At 70.8% G+C, this 16,240-nt stretch carries 16 protein-coding genes and 1 pseudogene; 4 read left to right on the forward strand and 13 right to left on the reverse strand.

Translation table 11 applies throughout. From position 1 onward, the window contains the following. Positions 1 to 3: 3 nt before the first annotated feature. Both ACFC1F_RS25205 and ACFC1F_RS25210 read right to left on the reverse strand, forming a co-directional pair. Entirely contained in the window at positions 4 to 438 is a 435-nt protein-coding gene (locus ACFC1F_RS25205) for a hypothetical protein (protein ID WP_376161486.1), read from the reverse strand. Between the two features lie 103 nt (positions 439 to 541). Next, a complete protein-coding gene (locus ACFC1F_RS25210) occupies positions 542 to 1,537 on the reverse strand; it encodes a helix-turn-helix domain-containing protein (RefSeq protein WP_376161488.1) in 996 nt (331 codons plus the stop codon). 238 nt (positions 1,538 to 1,775) lie between these two features. Between ACFC1F_RS25210 and ACFC1F_RS25215 the strand changes: the two genes are divergently transcribed. Beyond that, positions 1,776 to 1,973: a hypothetical protein gene (locus ACFC1F_RS25215; protein ID WP_209410864.1), complete on the forward strand. Its 198-nt coding sequence runs from the start codon at positions 1,776 to 1,778 to the stop codon at positions 1,971 to 1,973. Positions 1,974 to 2,229: 256 nt separating this feature from the next. After that, entirely contained in the window at positions 2,230 to 2,424 is a 195-nt protein-coding gene (locus tag ACFC1F_RS25220) for a hypothetical protein (protein ID WP_376161490.1), read from the forward strand. A 54-nt stretch (positions 2,425 to 2,478) separates the two neighbouring features. Here the strand turns inward: ACFC1F_RS25220 and ACFC1F_RS25225 are convergent, their stop codons facing one another. Continuing rightward, a complete protein-coding gene (locus ACFC1F_RS25225) occupies positions 2,479 to 3,171 on the reverse strand; it encodes an SDR family NAD(P)-dependent oxidoreductase (protein WP_376161492.1) in 693 nt (230 codons plus the stop codon). Positions 3,172 to 3,230: 59 nt separating this feature from the next. Here ACFC1F_RS25225 and ACFC1F_RS25230 point away from each other — a divergent pair, with 59 nt between their 5' ends. Beyond that, positions 3,231 to 3,500: a hypothetical protein gene (locus ACFC1F_RS25230; RefSeq protein WP_376161494.1), complete on the forward strand. Its 270-nt coding sequence runs from the start codon at positions 3,231 to 3,233 to the stop codon at positions 3,498 to 3,500. Between the two features lie 221 nt (positions 3,501 to 3,721). Here the strand turns inward: ACFC1F_RS25230 and ACFC1F_RS25235 are convergent, their stop codons facing one another. Next, positions 3,722 to 5,254 carry an APC family permease gene (locus tag ACFC1F_RS25235; protein ID WP_376161496.1) on the reverse strand — a complete coding sequence of 511 codons (1,533 nt, stop codon included), beginning with the start codon at positions 5,252 to 5,254 and terminating at the stop codon, positions 3,722 to 3,724. Between the two features lie 226 nt (positions 5,255 to 5,480). Between ACFC1F_RS25235 and ACFC1F_RS25240 the strand changes: the two genes are divergently transcribed. Continuing rightward, complete coding sequence (locus tag ACFC1F_RS25240) at positions 5,481 to 6,497, forward strand: chitinase (protein WP_376161498.1); 1,017 nt, start codon at positions 5,481 to 5,483, stop codon at positions 6,495 to 6,497. A gap of 216 nt (positions 6,498 to 6,713) precedes the next feature. Here the strand turns inward: ACFC1F_RS25240 and ACFC1F_RS25245 are convergent, their stop codons facing one another. The 9 genes and pseudogenes from ACFC1F_RS25245 to ACFC1F_RS25285 form a co-directional block, all read right to left on the reverse strand. Then, positions 6,714 to 8,231: an MFS transporter gene (locus ACFC1F_RS25245; RefSeq protein WP_376161500.1), complete on the reverse strand. Its 1,518-nt coding sequence runs from the start codon at positions 8,229 to 8,231 to the stop codon at positions 6,714 to 6,716. A gap of 166 nt (positions 8,232 to 8,397) precedes the next feature. Continuing rightward, positions 8,398 to 8,640, reverse strand: coding sequence for a histone-like nucleoid-structuring protein Lsr2 (locus ACFC1F_RS25250; RefSeq protein WP_376161502.1), 243 nt, complete (start codon positions 8,638 to 8,640; stop codon positions 8,398 to 8,400). Between the two features lie 543 nt (positions 8,641 to 9,183). Then, entirely contained in the window at positions 9,184 to 9,759 is a 576-nt protein-coding gene (locus ACFC1F_RS25255) for a GNAT family N-acetyltransferase (protein ID WP_376161504.1), read from the reverse strand. 154 nt (positions 9,760 to 9,913) lie between these two features. Beyond that, positions 9,914 to 10,943, reverse strand: a pseudogene (locus ACFC1F_RS25260) (IS630 family transposase). 137 nt (positions 10,944 to 11,080) lie between these two features. Next, on the reverse strand, positions 11,081 to 11,593 hold the full coding sequence (locus tag ACFC1F_RS25265) for a DinB family protein (RefSeq protein WP_376161506.1): 513 nt from the start codon (positions 11,591 to 11,593) through the stop codon (positions 11,081 to 11,083). Between the two features lie 384 nt (positions 11,594 to 11,977). Continuing rightward, positions 11,978 to 12,898, reverse strand: coding sequence for a helix-turn-helix domain-containing protein (locus ACFC1F_RS25270; protein ID WP_376161508.1), 921 nt, complete (start codon positions 12,896 to 12,898; stop codon positions 11,978 to 11,980). 462 nt (positions 12,899 to 13,360) lie between these two features. Then, complete coding sequence (locus tag ACFC1F_RS25275) at positions 13,361 to 14,059, reverse strand: transcriptional regulator (protein ID WP_376161510.1); 699 nt, start codon at positions 14,057 to 14,059, stop codon at positions 13,361 to 13,363. A 301-nt stretch (positions 14,060 to 14,360) separates the two neighbouring features. Continuing rightward, positions 14,361 to 15,065, reverse strand: a complete 705-nt coding sequence (locus ACFC1F_RS25280) for a TetR/AcrR family transcriptional regulator (protein ID WP_376161512.1) — start codon at positions 15,063 to 15,065, stop codon at positions 14,361 to 14,363. A gap of 186 nt (positions 15,066 to 15,251) precedes the next feature. Continuing rightward, positions 15,252 to 16,220 carry a pirin family protein gene (locus tag ACFC1F_RS25285; RefSeq protein ID WP_376161514.1) on the reverse strand — a complete coding sequence of 323 codons (969 nt, stop codon included), beginning with the start codon at positions 16,218 to 16,220 and terminating at the stop codon, positions 15,252 to 15,254. Positions 16,221 to 16,240: the final 20 nt, after the last annotated feature.

Here is a 16,240-nt window from a genome sequence, read left to right on the forward strand (position 1 = left end):
GGTTCAGTGCGCGTTGGTGTACATGTAGGAGCCGGTGTCGTAGTTGTAGACGGCGACCTTGATCAGGACACCGGCGTCCGACTTGCTGAAGTCGGTGTCGTACCAGCCGCCGCCGATGTCATTGGTGGCCGGTATGCCGAGCCAGTCCCAGCCGCCGCTGCCGTTGGACGTCAGGACCCAGAGGTTCTGGCCGTAGGTCCTCGTGTGCAGCCAGGCGGTGGCCCGGTCGTGGCCTCCGGTGTCGGAACCGCGGTGAATGTCCAGTTCGGCGACGACGCCGTTGGCGGCGACCTGGTCGCACCAGTAGTAGTAGTTGCTCCAGCACCCGACCTGGTAGCCGGGGCTCGGGGCCGCTGCGGAGGCCGGGCCGGCGCCGGCCAGCGGGAAGGCCAGGACGCCGAGGGCGGCGGCTGCGGCGAGCAGTGTCTTCCTACCCAACACGGTTGGTCCTCTTCTCTCTTGTTCTCGGGTGACGCCCTCCCGACGGAGGCATTCCAGCGTCACCCGGCACGGGCCGGGTCTCTTGTGGCTCCGTGCCGGATCACTTGTGCCTCGGCGCAGACCTCGGCGGGCGTGCGGCTGCCCCGTGCCGGAACTCGGTGGGCGTGACGCCGTACGCGGCCCGGAACGCCCGGCTGAACTCGGCGGGCAGGAGGAAGCCCCACCGGGCGGCCAGGGGACCGATCGGACGGTCGCGCAGGCGGGAATCGGCGAGGTCGGCGCGGCAGCGTTCGAGCCGGCGGCGCCGGACCGTCGCGGCCACGGTCTCCGGTTGGGAACGGAACAGCTGGTGCAGGGCGCGGACCGAGATGTGGTGGTGGGCGGCGATGCCGGCCGGCCCGAGGTCGGGGTCGGCGAGGTGGCGGTCGATGAAGGCGCCGATCTGCGCCAGCAGGACCTCCCGGCGGGTCTCGGCGGGCAGCGCGAGGGTACTGTCGGACGCCGATGCCAGGAGGGCGGCGGTGAGATCGAGCGCGATGCCGCCCAGGCGCCGCAGCTCGGCTGGTTCGCACCGCTCGGCCTGGGACCGGAGCTCGGTCAGGTACGAGGCAAGGAGCGTCCCTGGAACGGTGTGTGCCGGCAGTGCGGTGCCGAGTAGTCGGTCCGTCCGGTCCTGGGACAGTGGCAGGGCGGACCGTGATATCCGCAGCAGGGTGACGCGTGGCAGGCGTCCTTCGTCCTGGAACTCACAGCTCAGGGGGTGGGAAGAGTCGAAGAGGGCGATGTCCCCCGCAGTGAGCAGGGAGGTGTTGCGACGCTGGTCGATACCGATGGGACTGCCGTGGACGAGGAAGAGGAAGTACTGTTCCGGGTCGCCGCGCCGGATGTGGCCAACAGCCCGGCGGGCTGACATCGGGGAGAAGGTGAAGCCGAAGATGTCCGTGTCGCCCAGCGGGATGGCTGTGGCGGTGCCGCGGAAGCGGTCTGCATGAGTGCTGGTGACCGACACCGGCATGACCAGGTCACCGACCATGTGGGTCCACCACTCGAAGCCGTCGCGTGCGCTGACGCTCGTGGTGGAGACCGATGCTTTCACGTGCACCCCCCGCGTGACGTATACATGCCATCGTCGAGCATCGGCAGGCCCGCGAGCCAGCGCAATACCGGTCAACTCACCGGGTGGACGGATCCGTGGGCTCTCAGTGCCAGAGAAGTCTGCGCTCGGTGCCAAAGACGAAGACGGCGGCCCTGCCACACAGTGGTAGCCCGGCCCGGCCCGGCCCGGCACCGTGCCGGGCGACGCGACACAGGGGTGCCGCGGGAGGACGGCGGGAGTGACGGATGAGCGGGTCGCGCTGCCGCCGCTCACGCGCCCGCAGGCGTGGTTCGCCCGCTGCTCCCGTGCCCCCACTGCGCGCCTCCTCCGGGCTGAACGCCGCCGCCTCGATGCCGAGTTGGCGGACGACCTCCCTGCGTCGTTCGAGCGGATCAGGCGACGCGTCGACAAGGGGCTCGCGGGCCGGATCCCGTGAACGGGTGCGGCCTCGGAGGCGTCGTCCCCGAGGCCGTCCGCTCCGAAGTGGACCGGTTCACCGTGTGGGAGGCGGTCCAGGGGGTCACCTGGATCACCTGGGTCGAACTGAAGGCGGTCGACTGGAACGAGCCCGCGGAGCGGCCCGACGGTCGGCTGCACCAGTACCGGCAGACGGCGGACGGACTCCGACTGACGGGCAAGGCCGCCTGGTCCCCCCCCGGTTCGCGCAGGCCGTCGGCCTGCCGGACTCGGCGATGGGGCAGCCGCAGGAGTGGCTCGAGGGTAGCGAATGGCTCATCGACGACATCCTCTACCGCGCGGAGACGATGCGCCGGAGGGACGCGGTGACGGAGGACGGCGAGTGGAAGCCCGTCTGGACGGTCATGGAGGCTCTGGCCTCGACACACGGTGACGACAACGTGCGGCTCGTCGTCTGGTTCGACAGCTGAGCGGCGGGACGGGCCCCGCGCCGGTCCCGGCGCGGCGCCCGTCAACCCCGTCGCCTACCAGGGCAGAGGACCCGCCGCGTCGACGTAGCCGCCGGTCGGGCCGTCCGGACCCAGCTGTGCCATCCGAACGATGATCTCGGCGCCCTGCTCGACGGTCTGCGAGCCCTCGTGCCGGTTCAGGTCCGTCGCGGTGTAGCCGGGCTCCACGGCGTTGATCCGCATCCGCGGGAACGCCTTGGCGAACTGCACGGTGAGCATGTTGACCGCGGTCTTGGAAACCGGGTAGGCGGCCCCCGGGTACCCCTTGCCGGCGTGGGCCAGGGAGGCCAGGCTGCTGCTGACATTGACCACGACCGGGACGGCGGAGCGTTCCAGCAGTGGCAGGAAGGCGTGGGTCACCCGGACCAGGCCGAAGACGTTGGTCTCGAACACCTCCCGCATCACGTCGGCGGTCAGTTCCGCGGCGCCGATGATCTCGCCCTCGGGTGACCGCACCTCGATTCCGGCGTTGTTGACCAGGACGTCCAGGGCGGCGCCGTCGGCCTCAACGGTGGCCACCGCGGAGGCGACCGACGCATCGTCGGTGACGTCGAGTTGTACGAACCGGGCGCCGAGCTCGGCAGCGGCTGCCTTGCCCCGCTCGACGTTGCGCGCTCCCAGGTAGACGGTGTGGCCCGCGGCGATCAGGCGGCGGGCGGTCTCGTAGCCGAGGCCCTTGTTGGCCCCGGTGATTAAGGTCGTCGTCATGGGGCACAGCTTCCCTCCGGGACGCTGCGATCGGCCAGTGGTTTACGACGCGGTCCGCGATGCGGCGCGACCAGAACGCCGAGGCCCGCCGTCCGATTGCCTACCTCCTCCTCCCCGCCGACCTGGATGTGCTCTGGTCCGCCCTCCGGTTCCGCCCGCTCCGCAGGCCCCAGTGGCAGTGGTTCGAGCACTACCTCACCGGTCCGGCCGCCGAGCGCGTCGTCGCTGAACGCCTCAACTACAACAGACCCTTGTCGCTCCCGGTCGTCCTCCCCGAGGGCGTCCACCACCTGCGCATCCACTGGACCGCCCCGGGTGGCGCCCAGTGATCCACCGCATCTACCCCTGGTGGTTCGTCCGCTGCTCCCGCGCCCCTGCCGCGCGGCTCCTCCGGGCTGAACGTCGCCGCCTCGATGCCGAGTTGGTGGACGGCCTCCCCGAGTCGTTCGAGCGGATCAGGCGTCGTGTCGAGAAGGGGATCGCGGGCCGACTCCCGTGAACGGGTGCGGCCTCGGAGCCGTTGCCCCGAGGCCATGCCCTTCAACGTCCGTCAGGCCGAGGCGAACTGCTCCCGTATCTCGCGCGGTCCGAACGGCCACGTCCGTTCCGTCCGTGCCCAGAGCAGGAACGCCCCGCCGCCGGCCGCCACCCATGCCAGTGACCACTCGATGGGGTGGAAGCCGGGCGCGTTGCGGTCCGCGTAACCGTAGATGACCAGCCAGCCGACGGCCGCCACGACGCCGGGGGCCGGGTAGAGCCACATCCGGTACGGTCGGGCCAATCCGGGTTGGCGGCGCCGGAGTACGCTCACCGCGACGATCTGGGCGAGCGCCTGGACGATCACCATCACCGTCGTGAGCAGGTTGATCAGCACCGTGAGCGGCGGGTGGGCCGCGTTGCTGCCGAGGTGGCGCCCGAGCAGGAAGCCCGCCGCCGTGAGTACGCCCATCGCGGCGAGCCCGTAGACCGGGAAGCCGTGCTTCGCGTGCAGTCTGCCGAAGGCGCGGAAGAACACCCCGTCCCGCGCCGCGTCGTACGGCACGCGGGATCCGCCGAGGAGCCCGGCCAGCACGGAGGCGAAGGCGGTGATCAGGATCAGTACCGTGACGACGTCGGCCGCACCCTTGCCCCAGGTGCTCTCAAGAACCGCGGAGGCGACCGACTTGGAGGCCACCGAGTCCGGGTCGAGCATGGCGTGCCAGTCCATCGCGCCGAGGACGCCCACCTGGAGCAGCAGGTAGATCGCCATGATTCCGACGATGGAGAGCACGATCGCGCGCGGGAGTACCCGTCCCGGCTGTCGGACCTCGGCGCCCAGGTATGCGGCCGTGTTGTACCCGAGGTAGTCGTAGATGCCGATGGTCAGGCCGGCCGCGAAGCCGAGCCAGAACTGGCTGTGGGACAACTCGACCGCGTGCGCGGGCCAGTCGAAGGCGCGGCCCGGGCTGAAGTGGGTGTAGCAGGCGAGGATGACGGCCAGGACGGAGGCGATCATCACCACCCACATCACGGTGGTGAGCCTGGCGATGTTCTCCACCCGGCGCCAGAGCAGCAGGACCACCAGCGCCACGAACGCCAGGCCCACCAGGTCGCCCTGGCTGTCCGTCATCGACGGCCAGAGGTAGCCGAGGTACTGGACGAAGCCGACCACGCCGGTGGACATGATCAGGGGGATGAAGAGCATCGCCGTCCAGACGAAGAGGAACGGCATCAGTCGCCCGGTCCGGTACTGGAAGGCCTCGCGGAGGTAGACGTACGTGCCGCCGGCGCCGGGGAGCGCGGCGCCGAGCTCGGCCCAGACCAGGCCGTCGGCGAGGGCGAGGACGGCGCCGGCGATCCAGCCGATCACCGCCTGGGGGCCGCCGAACGCGGCGACCATGAGCGGGATGGTGACGAACGGTCCGATGCCGCACATCTGGCTCATGTTGATCGTGACGGCCTGGAAGAGGCCGATTCTTCGGGACAGACCTGGGGATGACACCGGGGCCTCCGGGGGCGGCGGGGGAGTGTGGGGCTCCTGGCTGGGGGTGAGGGCGTTCAAGTTAGGGAGCTTTACTTGATTCGTCAAGATGCGGGGCGGCATCGGAGGTTGACCCTGGTGACCATTGGGAAACTTTCCTAACGAAAGTCATTGACCGCGTGGCTCCGGTGCCCCGATTCTGGTGGCGCCCATCATGGCTGCCGCGGGCACGCTCTCCCGCTCCACCGCTCCACCGCTTCCCCGCTCTCCCGCTCCACCGCTTCCCCGTTCCTCTGCTCTCCCCCTGGCCCGTCGCCCCGTGCGGCGGCTTCGACGAAAGTGAGTTGGCATGCACAAGGCTATCGGGGTCCGTCTCACCGCCCCGCTGCTCGCCACCGCCCTCGGTTCGGCCGCCCTGCTGCTGGCCCCCGTGAACGCCGCCGCAGCTGCGCAGGCGGCGCCCGCCGCCGCGGCCGCCGTGCCGGGAATGGCCGCCGCGCCGTACGAGTACCTCGGCTGGGGCAGCCCCCAGAAGCCCACCGACGTGATGAAGGCGACCGGGGTGAAGTGGTTCACCCTCGCCTTCATCCTCTCCGACGGTGGCTGCAACCCGAAGTGGGACGGCAGCCGGCCGCTGGCGGGCGGCTCCGACGAGGCCGCGATCAAGTCGATCCGGGCGGCCGGCGGCGACGTCATGGTCTCGGTCGGCGGGTGGAGCGGCAACAAGCTGGGCGAGAAGTGTTCCAGTGCGAGCGCGTTGGCCGGCGCCTACCAGAAGGTGATCGACGCCTACGGGTTGAAGGCCCTCGACATCGACATCGAGAACACCGAGTTCTCCAACGCGACGGTCCGTCAGCGGGTGGTGGACGCCCTGAAGATCGTCAAGACGAAGAACCCCGGCATCGTCACCTACATCACCATGGGCACCACCCCGACCGGGCCGGACGCCACCGGCAAGGACCTGATCAAGCGGGGCGCGGCGGCGGGGCTGGCCAACGACGGCTGGGTGGTCATGCCCTTCGACTTCGGTGGCCACAGCGGCACCATGGGCCAGGCCACGGTCGGCGCGCTGGACGGACTGAAGGCCGCGGTCAAGAGCGCGTACGGCTACAGCGACGACGCCGCGTTCCGGCACATCGGCGTGTCGTCGATGAACGGGAAGACCGACGAGGCCGGCGAGACCGTCACCACCGCCGACTTCCGCACCATCCTCGCCTACGCGAAGCAGCACCACCTCGCCCGCTTCGCTTTCTGGGCGGTCAACCGCGACCGCGCCTGCGGCTCCGGCGCGGACGCCGACGCCTGCAGCGGCATCGCGCAGTCCCCGTACGAGTTCACCAAGATCGTCGTCCAGTACCAGGGCTGAGGAGCCGGGGCGGCCTCTCCGGATACCCGGCGGCCAAGCCCCGTCGTACCCCGCTACGGCCAGCTACGGCCCGCCATGCCACGTACCGCCCCGTCAAGCCACGTACTGCCCATGTCAAGCCCCGTCATGCCCCGTCACGCCGCGTCGTGACCGGTCGTGTTCCGGGTCCGCGGAGGGAGCCCCTCCGCGGACCCGGGACGGTCGGCGCGCCCCGTGTCACACCTCCTCGCGGTCGATCTCGCTCTCCCGGACCAGCCAGAGCGCGAGCACCGCGCCCACCAGGCTGACCAATCCGCCGAGCAGCAGCACCGTGTTGAGGCCGTCGAGGAACCCCGCGCGGGCGGCGTCCCGGACGGCCTGTCGGGCGGGCTCGGGCACGGCGTCCAGTACCTGCGGCAGACTGCCGGAGGAGGCGGCCTCGATCAGCTCGCGAGGCTGGGAGCCCTCCGCGGTCGGCGTTCCGGCGGTCAGCTCGCGGACCTTGTCGGCGCCCCGGCCGACGAAGATCGCCCCCCAGACGGCGATGCCCACCGCGATGCCGACCTGCCGGAAGGTGTCGTTGATCCCGGCCGCCATGCCGCTCTTCTCCTTCGGAACCACGCTCACCGCCACGTCCGCGATCACCGGGTTGATCAGGCCGACGCCCGCGCCGCCGACCAGGAAGCCGGCCAGCAGCCCCGTCCACTCGTCGTCGGCCTGGACGTCGCCCATCAGCAGCAGACCCGCGCCGACCGCGACCAGCCCGACGAAGAGCATCAACCGCGCCTGCACCCGCGAGAGCAGCAGGCCGGCCACGGGGGCCACGACGAAGCTGAGCATCGTGATCGGCAGGTAGCGCACGCCCGCCGCGAACGGCGAGAGCCCGAGGTAGTTCTGCAGGTAGAGCGTCAGGTAGAGGAACAGCGCGAAGAGCGAGCTGGACACCGCGAACGCGGCCAGCTGCACCCCGGTGAACGCGTGCCGCCGGAACAGCCCGAGCGGCAGCATCGGCTCGGGGACGCGGAGTTCGACCACCACGAACGCGGTGAGCAGCACGGCCGAGCCGGCGAACAGCGAGACGATCAGCGTGCTGCCCCAGCCCTCCGCGTTGCCGCGTACCAGGGCCAGGACGAACAGGAAGAGGGCGGTGCTGAAGGTCGCGACACCCGCCCAGTCGACCCTGGTGGCGTTCGGGTCGCGGCTCTCGGCCAGCTTGAGATAGGTGACCACCAGGGCGGCCGCCCCGATCGGCACGTTGAGGTAGAAGATCGACTCCCAGCCGAGCGTGTCGGTGAGCGCCCCGCCGACCAGCGGGCCGACCGCGACCGCCACGCCGATGGTCGCGCCGTACAGGCCCATGGCGGTGCCGCGCTCGCGGCCCGGCGGGAACTCCTGGGCGACCAGGGCGAGCGAGACGGCGAACATCACCGCTCCGCCGACACCCTGGACGGCCCGGGAGACGTTGAGGAAGGTCGGGTTCGGCGCCAGTGCGCAGAGCAGCGAGGCGCCGGAGAAGATCACCAGGCCGGCGGCGAAGGCCCGGCGGCGGCCGAGCCGGTCGGCGAGCGAACCGGCGGTCAGCACCAGTGCGGCCAGGGAGAGCGCGTAGGCGTCGAACACCCACTGGAGGTCGGTGAAGCTGGCACCGAGGTCCTTGCGGATCGACGGCAGGGCGACGTTGACCACCGTGATGTCGAGCAGGAGCATGAACGTCGCGACAGAAACGGCGACGAGGGTCCACCACTTGCGTTGCACGGCAGCCGGTCTCCTGGGCCTGTCGACCGCGGCTCGGTCGGGAGGGCACCGACGCTATGCAACGCGGTGGTGCAAACCGGGGGAAACGCGGCCGATCGGGGGTGTTTAGGCCCTGTCCGGCGGAGTCCCGCCCGGAACGCCGCCGTGGCCCACCCGAGTTGCGGTGTCAGGCGTTGCGCGGGGCCGGACCGTCCGTCGCCTGCGCCTGCTCGTACGCGTCCCTGATGCGGGACGGGATGCGGCCGCGATCGTTGACCGTGATGCCGTGCTCGCGGGCCCAGACGTGCAGCCCCTCTTGCTCGGGATCCGCGGTGTCCGGCCCAGGAGCGTCCGCCGTCGAGTCGCTGCCCACCGCGCCCAGCGTGCCCGGTACGCCCGGTACGCCCGGAGCGTCGATTCCGTCGTTCATGATCGGGACCCTACCCCGCCGCCGCGTCCACCTGCCGGGCGACGCGGTACCGGAGGCGCGGCATCGGGGGACGCGGCACCGGAGGCGCGGCACCGGGACGACCGGCGGGTTCGACGGCGGGTGCGGGAGTTTTCCTACGGAGGGCGGCCGAAGGCTGGTAGGTGTAGAGCCTCAGGGCCGGTCGTACTCGTCTGGGGGGGTGGGTGTAGTGGCCCGGGTGGTGTGTGTCCACGGGATGGGGCAGCAGGTGCAGGGGAGGACCGGCTGCGGTCGGTCTGGCCCGTGCGTGCGGTGGCGTGCACCACCCTCGACGGCACCCCCGTGGCCGTCACCGGAAGCCGGGACGGAACGGCCCGGATCTGGGACCTCCGTTCCCGCACCGTGACGGCGTGCCTGGCGGTCAGCAGTCCACGCACCGCCGTCTTCACCCCTGCCGGCGACCTCATGGTGGGATTCCACCGCGACATTGCCCTGTTTCGCCGGAAGGCTCCCTTCAGCATGCGCGATTCATTATCAAGATCTGTGGATTCGCCGAATTGGTGACTACTGGCGGTCGCGCCGGCGGGCCCAGGTTTCGCGTGTGACCGCGTATTCGACGTCGCCGTGCTCGGCCCCCTCGATGGGCTCATCCCACTCCTCGAAGAACGTGCGGATCAAGGACAAGCCGGCCTTCTCCATGACCCGCCTCGACGCGGTGTTGACCGTCATCGTGGTGGCCACGATCCGGTCCATCTTCAGCTCGGTGAACGCGTGGTTCACCAGTGCCAGCGCGCCTTCGGTGGCATAGCCCAGACCCCAGGCGGACGGGAGCATCCGGTAGCCCAGCTCCGTTCCGCCGTTCAGGCCGACACTGGTCGCGGGCCGCAGCGAGAGCCACCCCAAGAACGCCCCGGATGACTTCTCTGTCGCGGCGAAGCATCCCTGGCCGCTGGGGAGTTCGTCGTACTCGCGGAGGATGTGCGGGAACTGCTGCTCCTCGACGACGGTCCTGGGAATGGGACGGCCGTCATCGATGTGCCGCATAACGTCGGGGTGGCCGTGCAAGGCGGTCAGGTCGTCGACGTCTGCCTCGGTGAAGCGGCGGAGCGTCATCCGCTCGGTTTCCAAGTAGGTTTCCACGCGGCGATTCGAGCAGCACGCCAGGCGTGCGGCAACTGATTTCCACTTGCGTCGCCCGCCTCAAGAAGTTCCGTGCGATCGCCGCCAGACTGGACAGGCTCACCGACTGCTACCGCACCGGCCTTGTCCTGGCCTCCCGGATCCTAGTGCCGCATCAGGCAACGTTCGCCCTGTTGACGATCTTGCGTAGGCGTTCGTCGGTGGCGTGCTTGTTCCGCCAGATGATGTAGCGGCGGATCATGCTGCCCTGCTCCTTGTGGCTGGCGTGGTCTGTGCCGTCGAGGGTGAAGTAGCGCAGGGCGGTGAACTGGGCCTCGATGCGGTTCAGCCATGAGGAGTCGGTGGGGGTGTAGGCGATTTCGACGTTGTTCGCTTCGGCCCACTTCGCCACCCGGCGGCAGCGCTTGGTGGTCACAGGCTGCGTAGGTACCGGCAGAACTCCAGGAGCTTCGACCGGTTCTTGGTCTTCTTGATGTGGCCGTAGAGCTTGTCCTTGGCGAGGTCATAGGCGGCGAACAGGTGCCTCAGCCCGTGCGGGCGGGTGTAGGTATCCCGACGCCTCGGCCGCGGCTCGCGGTCGGGATCCTTGCCCTTGCGACCGCGCTCGGCCCACTGCCGGCCAGGGTGTGGCTGGAGGTTGAGCGGGCCGAACTCGTCCAGACAGAAAATGACTTCGGGCTCGCCCTCCTCGGGTATGACCTCGCCGTGGGCGATCGCGTAGAGGTGCTCGACGCGGGCCTTCTTCGCTTCGTAGTCGGGATCCTTCAAGGTCTTCCAGGTCTTCACGCGTTGAAAGGAGACGCCCTCCTCGCGGAGCAGGACCCGAAGGCCCTCGTGGCTGATGTCGTCGACCACCCCCCGGCGACCAGGAAGTCGGCCAGCTTGGCCAGGCTCCAGGTCGAGAACGGCAGGCCGTGCTCGGCCGGCTTGGACTTGGCGGTCTTCTTGATCTCGCGGCGCTCGGGAAGGGTGAAGGTCCTCGGCCGACCACCCTTGTACTTCGGGTAGAGCGCCGCGAAGCCGTCGACGTTGAAGTCGTGGATCACGTCCCGGATCCGGTCCGCGCTGGTGAAGGTCACCTCGGCGATCTTCGCCACGGGCATACCCTGGGCCGACAGCAGCACCATCTGGGCCCGCCGCCAGGTCACCACCGACCCGGTGCCCCTGCGGATGATCCGCAGCAGCCGCTATCCCTCATCGTCATCGATCTCGCGCACGCGCACACGTTCAGCCACCCAAGCACCCTGACGCGACGCGCCGCCCGGCACGGAACCCGGCGGCGCGTCACCTCACAATAGGTCGGACCCTAACTGATCTGGTGTCATACACCAGTGGTGCCGTCGATGCGCTCCCGAAGCAGGTCGGCGTGGCCGTTGTGGCGGGCGTACTCCTCGATCATGTGGACGTAGATCCAGCGGAGGTTGACGTCCTGCTCCATGAAACGGCCGGTGTCGGTCAGGGCACGGGCGGCGCAGAGCTCGCGGGCATGGGCGATCTCCGCGTGCCAGGTGGCCAGAGCGTCGTGCAGTGTGGCGCCCTCGGCCAGTTCGAAGCCGCCGTCGGGGTCAGAAGGGTCGGCCCGCGGGTCGTAGATGGGCAGGGCCTGTTCTCCGGCGAACACTCGGCGGAACCAGTTCCGCTCCACCTCCGCCATGTGCTGGACGAGGCCGGTCAATGTGAAGCCGGACGGTGGCACGGACGCGACGATGGCTTGCTCATCGTCCAGGCCCTCGCACTTCATGGCGAGGGTGGCGCGGTGGAAGTCAAGCCAGCTTTCGAGCGTGGTGCGCTCGTCGGCGTTCAGGGGCGGCAAAGGGCGTTCGATGGCGCTCATCGGACGATTATCACCAGCGGCCGAAGCCATGGACAGGCAGGGCCTCCGGCAGGGCGAACGTTGCCTGATACGGCACTAGGCTCCGCTCACCGGCCATATGATCATTTGTCAGACAGGCCATTGGGGTATCTGACTCCCGCCACCGGGTCACGGCGCGCGGTCCAACATCCCAGCAGGAGTGGGTAATCCGCCCGCACGGCCGCAGGGTCGCACCGAATCGCAGGGGTCGCACCTGGTCGCCCAAGCGGTGTGAAGGCGTCGGTGTGCTCCCGTCCTCGTTCGGGACGCCAGGCCCGGGGCGGCCCCCCCGACGCCGCCCCGTTCGGTCCAGCCTGCCGTACGGAACGCGGGCGGGGATTGTAGGAATGCGCAGTACCGGTTCGGTCAGCCGGCGTGCCCCCGTTCCACGGCCTCGATCGCGGTGGTCACCCGCCCGGTCAGGCGATCCGTCGGCTCGGGCACCTGGGCGGCCCGGCGGGAGGCGAAGAACCGGCTCGGCGAGCAGCCCACCATGGCGCGGAAGGAGTGGGTGAGGTGGGCCTGGTCGTAGAAGCCGCAGTGGACGGCGATCCTGGCGCCGCCCCATCCGGGCCGCCGCTCGAAGGCCAGCAGCGCGTGCTGGAGCCGGAGGATGTCGGCCGCCTGCTTCGGTGCGAGGCCGAGGTGTTCACGGAAGCGCTGTTCCAGCCGGCGACGGCTCCAGCCGGTGCCGTCCACCAGCGCCCGTACCGACGTCCGGCCGTGCGAGGCGCGCAACTGCTCCCAGGCCCAGGCCGCGGACGGGTCCCACACACGGCCGGTGGCGAACCGCGCGTCGAAGTGGGCGTCGAGCAGGGCGAATCGCGCCCTCCAGCTCGGCGCGTCGTGCAGCTTCTCGGTGAACTCCCGGCCGGCACGGCCGGGGAAGACGGCGGTGGCATCGGTCCACCGGCCGTCCAGGTCTCCGAGCGCCGGGCCGAGGATCCGGTACGCACCCTGTGGGGTGAGCGACACCGCCAGGCCGTGCAGCCGACCGCCGTGCTCGGCGATCGTGGCGGTCCGCCGCATCCCGGCGAGGACCGAACCGAACGAAGCGGTGTCAGCCGTGGCGACCGCGTCGGTGAGCCGGATCGACCCCTCGAACCCGATCGTCAATGTCACCACGTCCGTGGGTACCTCCAGCCGGCGCCGGGCCCGGTCCGACGCCAACCGGTACCCCCGGTACCCGAGGACGTGTTCCCGCAGACGCGGCCGGGGCGCGCCGTACGCCATCTCACACTCGCCGTCGACCAGGACCGTCGGCCCGCCCGAGCGTTCCACTGTCACTTCCCCTCCACGGTGTTTTGACGTGTCCACGATGTCATGTGTTCGCGAGGGCAGGGCTGTTCGGTCCACGGGAACGAGGCGGGACTGGGCGGCGGTCGGCACGGGCCGGCGCGCCGTCCCCCCACGAAGCACTGCTGCGGCCCATCCGACGGTGAGGAGGAGTGACCGATCGCCGGCACCGACCGCGGGCCGACGGCCGGGTCCGTACGAGCCGCGAAGGGGCGGCGGATCGCCCTCGACTCCGACCGGTCGCCGCCGGGGCGCAGGTACCTGCTGGGCGCAGGCACGTGCTCGGCGACGGCACGTGCTCGGCGACGGCGCTCACCGACGGTCGGTCCTTGGCGTGATGGACGTGATCCCGGGCCGGCCCGTCGGCGGTGCCGGGTGCCGGGTGCGGGGTGGCGGGTGCGGGGCTGCGCCGGTGGTTGCGCTCGACTGCGTGTGCCGCCTGCCGTCGGCCGCTCAGCCGGTGGGGAGTGCGGCGAGCGTCTCCCAGAACAGCCGTTCGTAGGCCTGGAGAAGGGTGCCGTACTCGCGTGCGGCGACGAGTTCGGCGGAGCTCAGGGCGGCCGCGGCGAGGGCGGCGGCGGCCTGCTGTTCCAGGGCGGTGGCGGGCTGGGCGAAGAAGTCGAAGAAGGCGCAGGCCTCGTCGTCGAACCCGTAATGGCGGCGCAGCCCTTCGGCGATGGTGGCACAGTAGCCGCCCCAGGCTGCGAAGTTGGCGATCAGTGCGGCCGCCGCGGCGGTCGGCAGGCCGTTGAGCGCGAGCCAGGCCAGGTAGGCGGGGTAGGCCTGGCAGCCGGGCAAGGGCGGGTGGTGGGGGAGGGGTGGCTGGTCGGACAGGGGTGGGTGGTCGGCGGTCCGGTCCAGGACGGTTCCGCAGGCGGCGGCGAGTGCAGGCAGCGTGCGCAGGGCGGCGCTCTCGCCTACGGCGAGTGTGGCGAACCAGGCGCCGAGGGGGCGGTCGGCGCAGCGGGTGGCGAGCAGGAGCAGGCTGCGGCGGTCGGAGGTGATGATCCGCTGTTGCTGGGCGGCCAGTTCGGCGAGCGCACCGAGCGGTGCGCGGCCGGCCGCGACGGCCGCGACCAGCGCGGGAGTCGCATCTCCCGGCTCCAACTCTGCTCTCAGGTCTCGCAGTTGTGCATCGACTTGCTGGTTCACGCTGCTGGCTCCTCCGCTTGGGACCGGCCCTCGGTGCCATTCCTATCGCGGGGGAGCCCCCGCCGGTCCCGGGACGCGCCGCAGTGGAGTGCCGCAGTGGAGTGCGGCGTTGGAGTGCGGCGGTGCGTCCGGGTGGGGCGGTGGATCTGGGCCGGTGGCTGGTCTCGTGCCTGCTCCGTCGCCAGTTCCGGCCGCCATCCCGCGTGTGTCGGCGTGAGGCGGAGCGGGGTGAAGCGGGGCGGAGCGGGGCGGAGCGGGGCGGAGCGGGGCGGAGCGGGGTGAAGCGGGGCGGAGCGGGGTGTCAGCGTGCGTAGCGGGCGAGCAGGAGGTCGACGCCCGAGGTGATCAGGCGGGCGAGTTCGGCGTCGTCGAACGTGGTGTCGGGGGCGAAGGTGGCCGTCAGCTGGGGGACGCCGATGGTGGTGGCCACGAGTTGCTGGACGGCGAGTGCCGGTTCGGGGGCGTCCAGGACGCCGAGCTGGTCCAGCTCGGTGAAGGCCTCGGTCAGCGGGCCGTTGATCATGTCATAGCTGACCCGGTACCAGAGCTGGCCCAGCTGCGGGAAGCGCTCCGTCTCGCCGATGACCAGCCGGCGCAGCGACATGATGTCCGGGCGCAGGAGGATGCGGGCCCATGCGGTGGTGACGTCGACCAGTGCCGTCCGCAGGTTGGTGGCCTCGACGATGGTGGCGGTGCAGGATTCGAGCCCGGCGTACGTCTGGGGCAGGATGCCGCCGATGACGGCCAGGAACAGGCGTTCCTTGCTGCCGAAGTGCTTGTAGATGGTCGCCTTGGAGACTCCGGACCGGCTGGTGATCGCGTCCATGGAGGCGGCCGAGTAGCCCTCGGCGAGGAATTCGGTGAGTGCCGAGTCGATGATGGCCCGGCGCTTCCGCTGGGCCGAGTCGGTGGGGTCGGGGATGATCGGGATGCCGAATTCATCCGTCGCGTCAGCCGTGCCTGCCGTGCCAGCCGTGCCTGCCGTGCCTGCAGCGTCGACGCCCATGGTGGTGTCCTCTTGCGTTCTGGTCCGGGGGAGACCTGGTTCCGGGGAGGACCCGGCCTCGGGGGTGGGTCCGGTCCGGGGGTTTCTCGGGGGTTTCTCAGTATATGAACTGAACGGTTTGGTTCGCAAAGGTGGCAAATCCGGACGTGTCAGCGGAACGGGCCGGGTCAGGCCGGCAGGAGGGGCTCACAGGGGGAGCCGCCCCATCAGGCCGCGGCTGAAGTCCTGCTGGGCCTGGTACAGCTCGGCGGCGGTGTTCATCACGAAGGGCCCGCTGCGGGCGACGGGCTCACCGATCGGCTCACCGGCCAGGACCAGGACCTCGGCCGTCCCGCCCCGGGCCTCGACCGTGAACCGCTCGCCGTCCTGCGCGAGCACCGCGAGGTGGCCGTCGGGGAGCTGCGCGTCGGGGGTGGCGGCCTCGCCGGACATCACGTACAGCATGGCGTTGTGCCCGGCCGGCGCGGTGAAGTCGGCCCGGGCGCCGGGTGCGAGGCGGGCGTGCACCACCAGGACCGGCGTGTGGGTCGTGAACGGGCCGGTGGCGCCGTGGGTGCTGCCGGCGATGACCGTGAGCTCGGCGCCGTCCTCCGTGGTGACGACGGGGAGGTCGCCGGCCTCGGCGTTCTGGCTGCGCGGCGGGACGGCCTTGAGCCGGGCCGGCAGGTTGACCCAGATCTGGAGCATGTGCTGGAGGCCGCCCTCGGCGAGGAACTCCTCGGTGGGCAGGGCCTCGTGGACGATTCCGGAACCCGCGGTGAGCCACTGCACGCCACCGCCCCGGACGACCGCGCGGTGGCCGCGGGAGTCGGCGTTCGCGATGTCGCCGGCGATGACGTACTGGATCGTTTCGAAGCCGCGGTGCGGGTGCGGGGGAGCGCCCTTGGCCTCGCCCGGCGCGAGCTCGACCGGGCCGACCTGGTCGACCATCAGGAAGGGGTCGAGGAACGGCAGCTCGGCGGTGGGGAAGGGCCGGCGGACGGGGAAGCCCGCGCCCTCGTAGGTGTGGACGGGGCGAACGACGCGGACGGTGGACCGCGTGGCAGTGGCCGCGCCGGCCTGGGCGGCGACCGGGTGCGTGGCGGCCGGGGTGGTGGTGGCGGCGGGCGTGGTGGCGCTCGTGGCGGCGGTCGTGGTGGTGCTCGGAGTGGTCATGGTTCGAATGAACTACACGA

This window comes from Kitasatospora sp. NPDC056181 (assembly GCF_042266225.1).
In the GTDB taxonomy this organism is placed as follows: domain Bacteria; phylum Actinomycetota; class Actinomycetes; order Streptomycetales; family Streptomycetaceae; genus Kitasatospora.

Bases quoted from the DNA above. Each gene is read 5' to 3' on its own strand.
- ACFC1F_RS25220 (WP_376161490.1), top strand. From the start codon at position 2,230: ATGGGGCAGCCGCAGGAGTGGCTCGAGGGTAGCGAATGGCTCATCGAC.
- ACFC1F_RS25265 (WP_376161506.1), bottom strand. From the start codon at position 11,593: ATGAGCGCCATCGAACGCCCTTTGCCGCCCCTGAACGCCGACGAGCGC.
- ACFC1F_RS25280 (WP_376161512.1), bottom strand. From the start codon at position 15,065: ATGGGCGTCGACGCTGCAGGCACGGCAGGCACGGCTGGCACGGCAGGC.
- ACFC1F_RS25285 (WP_376161514.1), bottom strand. From the start codon at position 16,220: ATGACCACTCCGAGCACCACCACGACCGCCGCCACGAGCGCCACCACG.
- ACFC1F_RS25240 (WP_376161498.1), top strand. From the start codon at position 5,481: ATGCACAAGGCTATCGGGGTCCGTCTCACCGCCCCGCTGCTCGCCACC.
- ACFC1F_RS25235 (WP_376161496.1), bottom strand. From the start codon at position 5,254: ATGCCGCCCCGCATCTTGACGAATCAAGTAAAGCTCCCTAACTTGAAC.
- ACFC1F_RS25250 (WP_376161502.1), bottom strand. From the start codon at position 8,640: ATGAACGACGGAATCGACGCTCCGGGCGTACCGGGCGTACCGGGCACG.
- ACFC1F_RS25225 (WP_376161492.1), bottom strand. From the start codon at position 3,171: ATGACGACGACCTTAATCACCGGGGCCAACAAGGGCCTCGGCTACGAG.
- ACFC1F_RS25230 (WP_376161494.1), top strand. From the start codon at position 3,231: ATGCGGCGCGACCAGAACGCCGAGGCCCGCCGTCCGATTGCCTACCTC.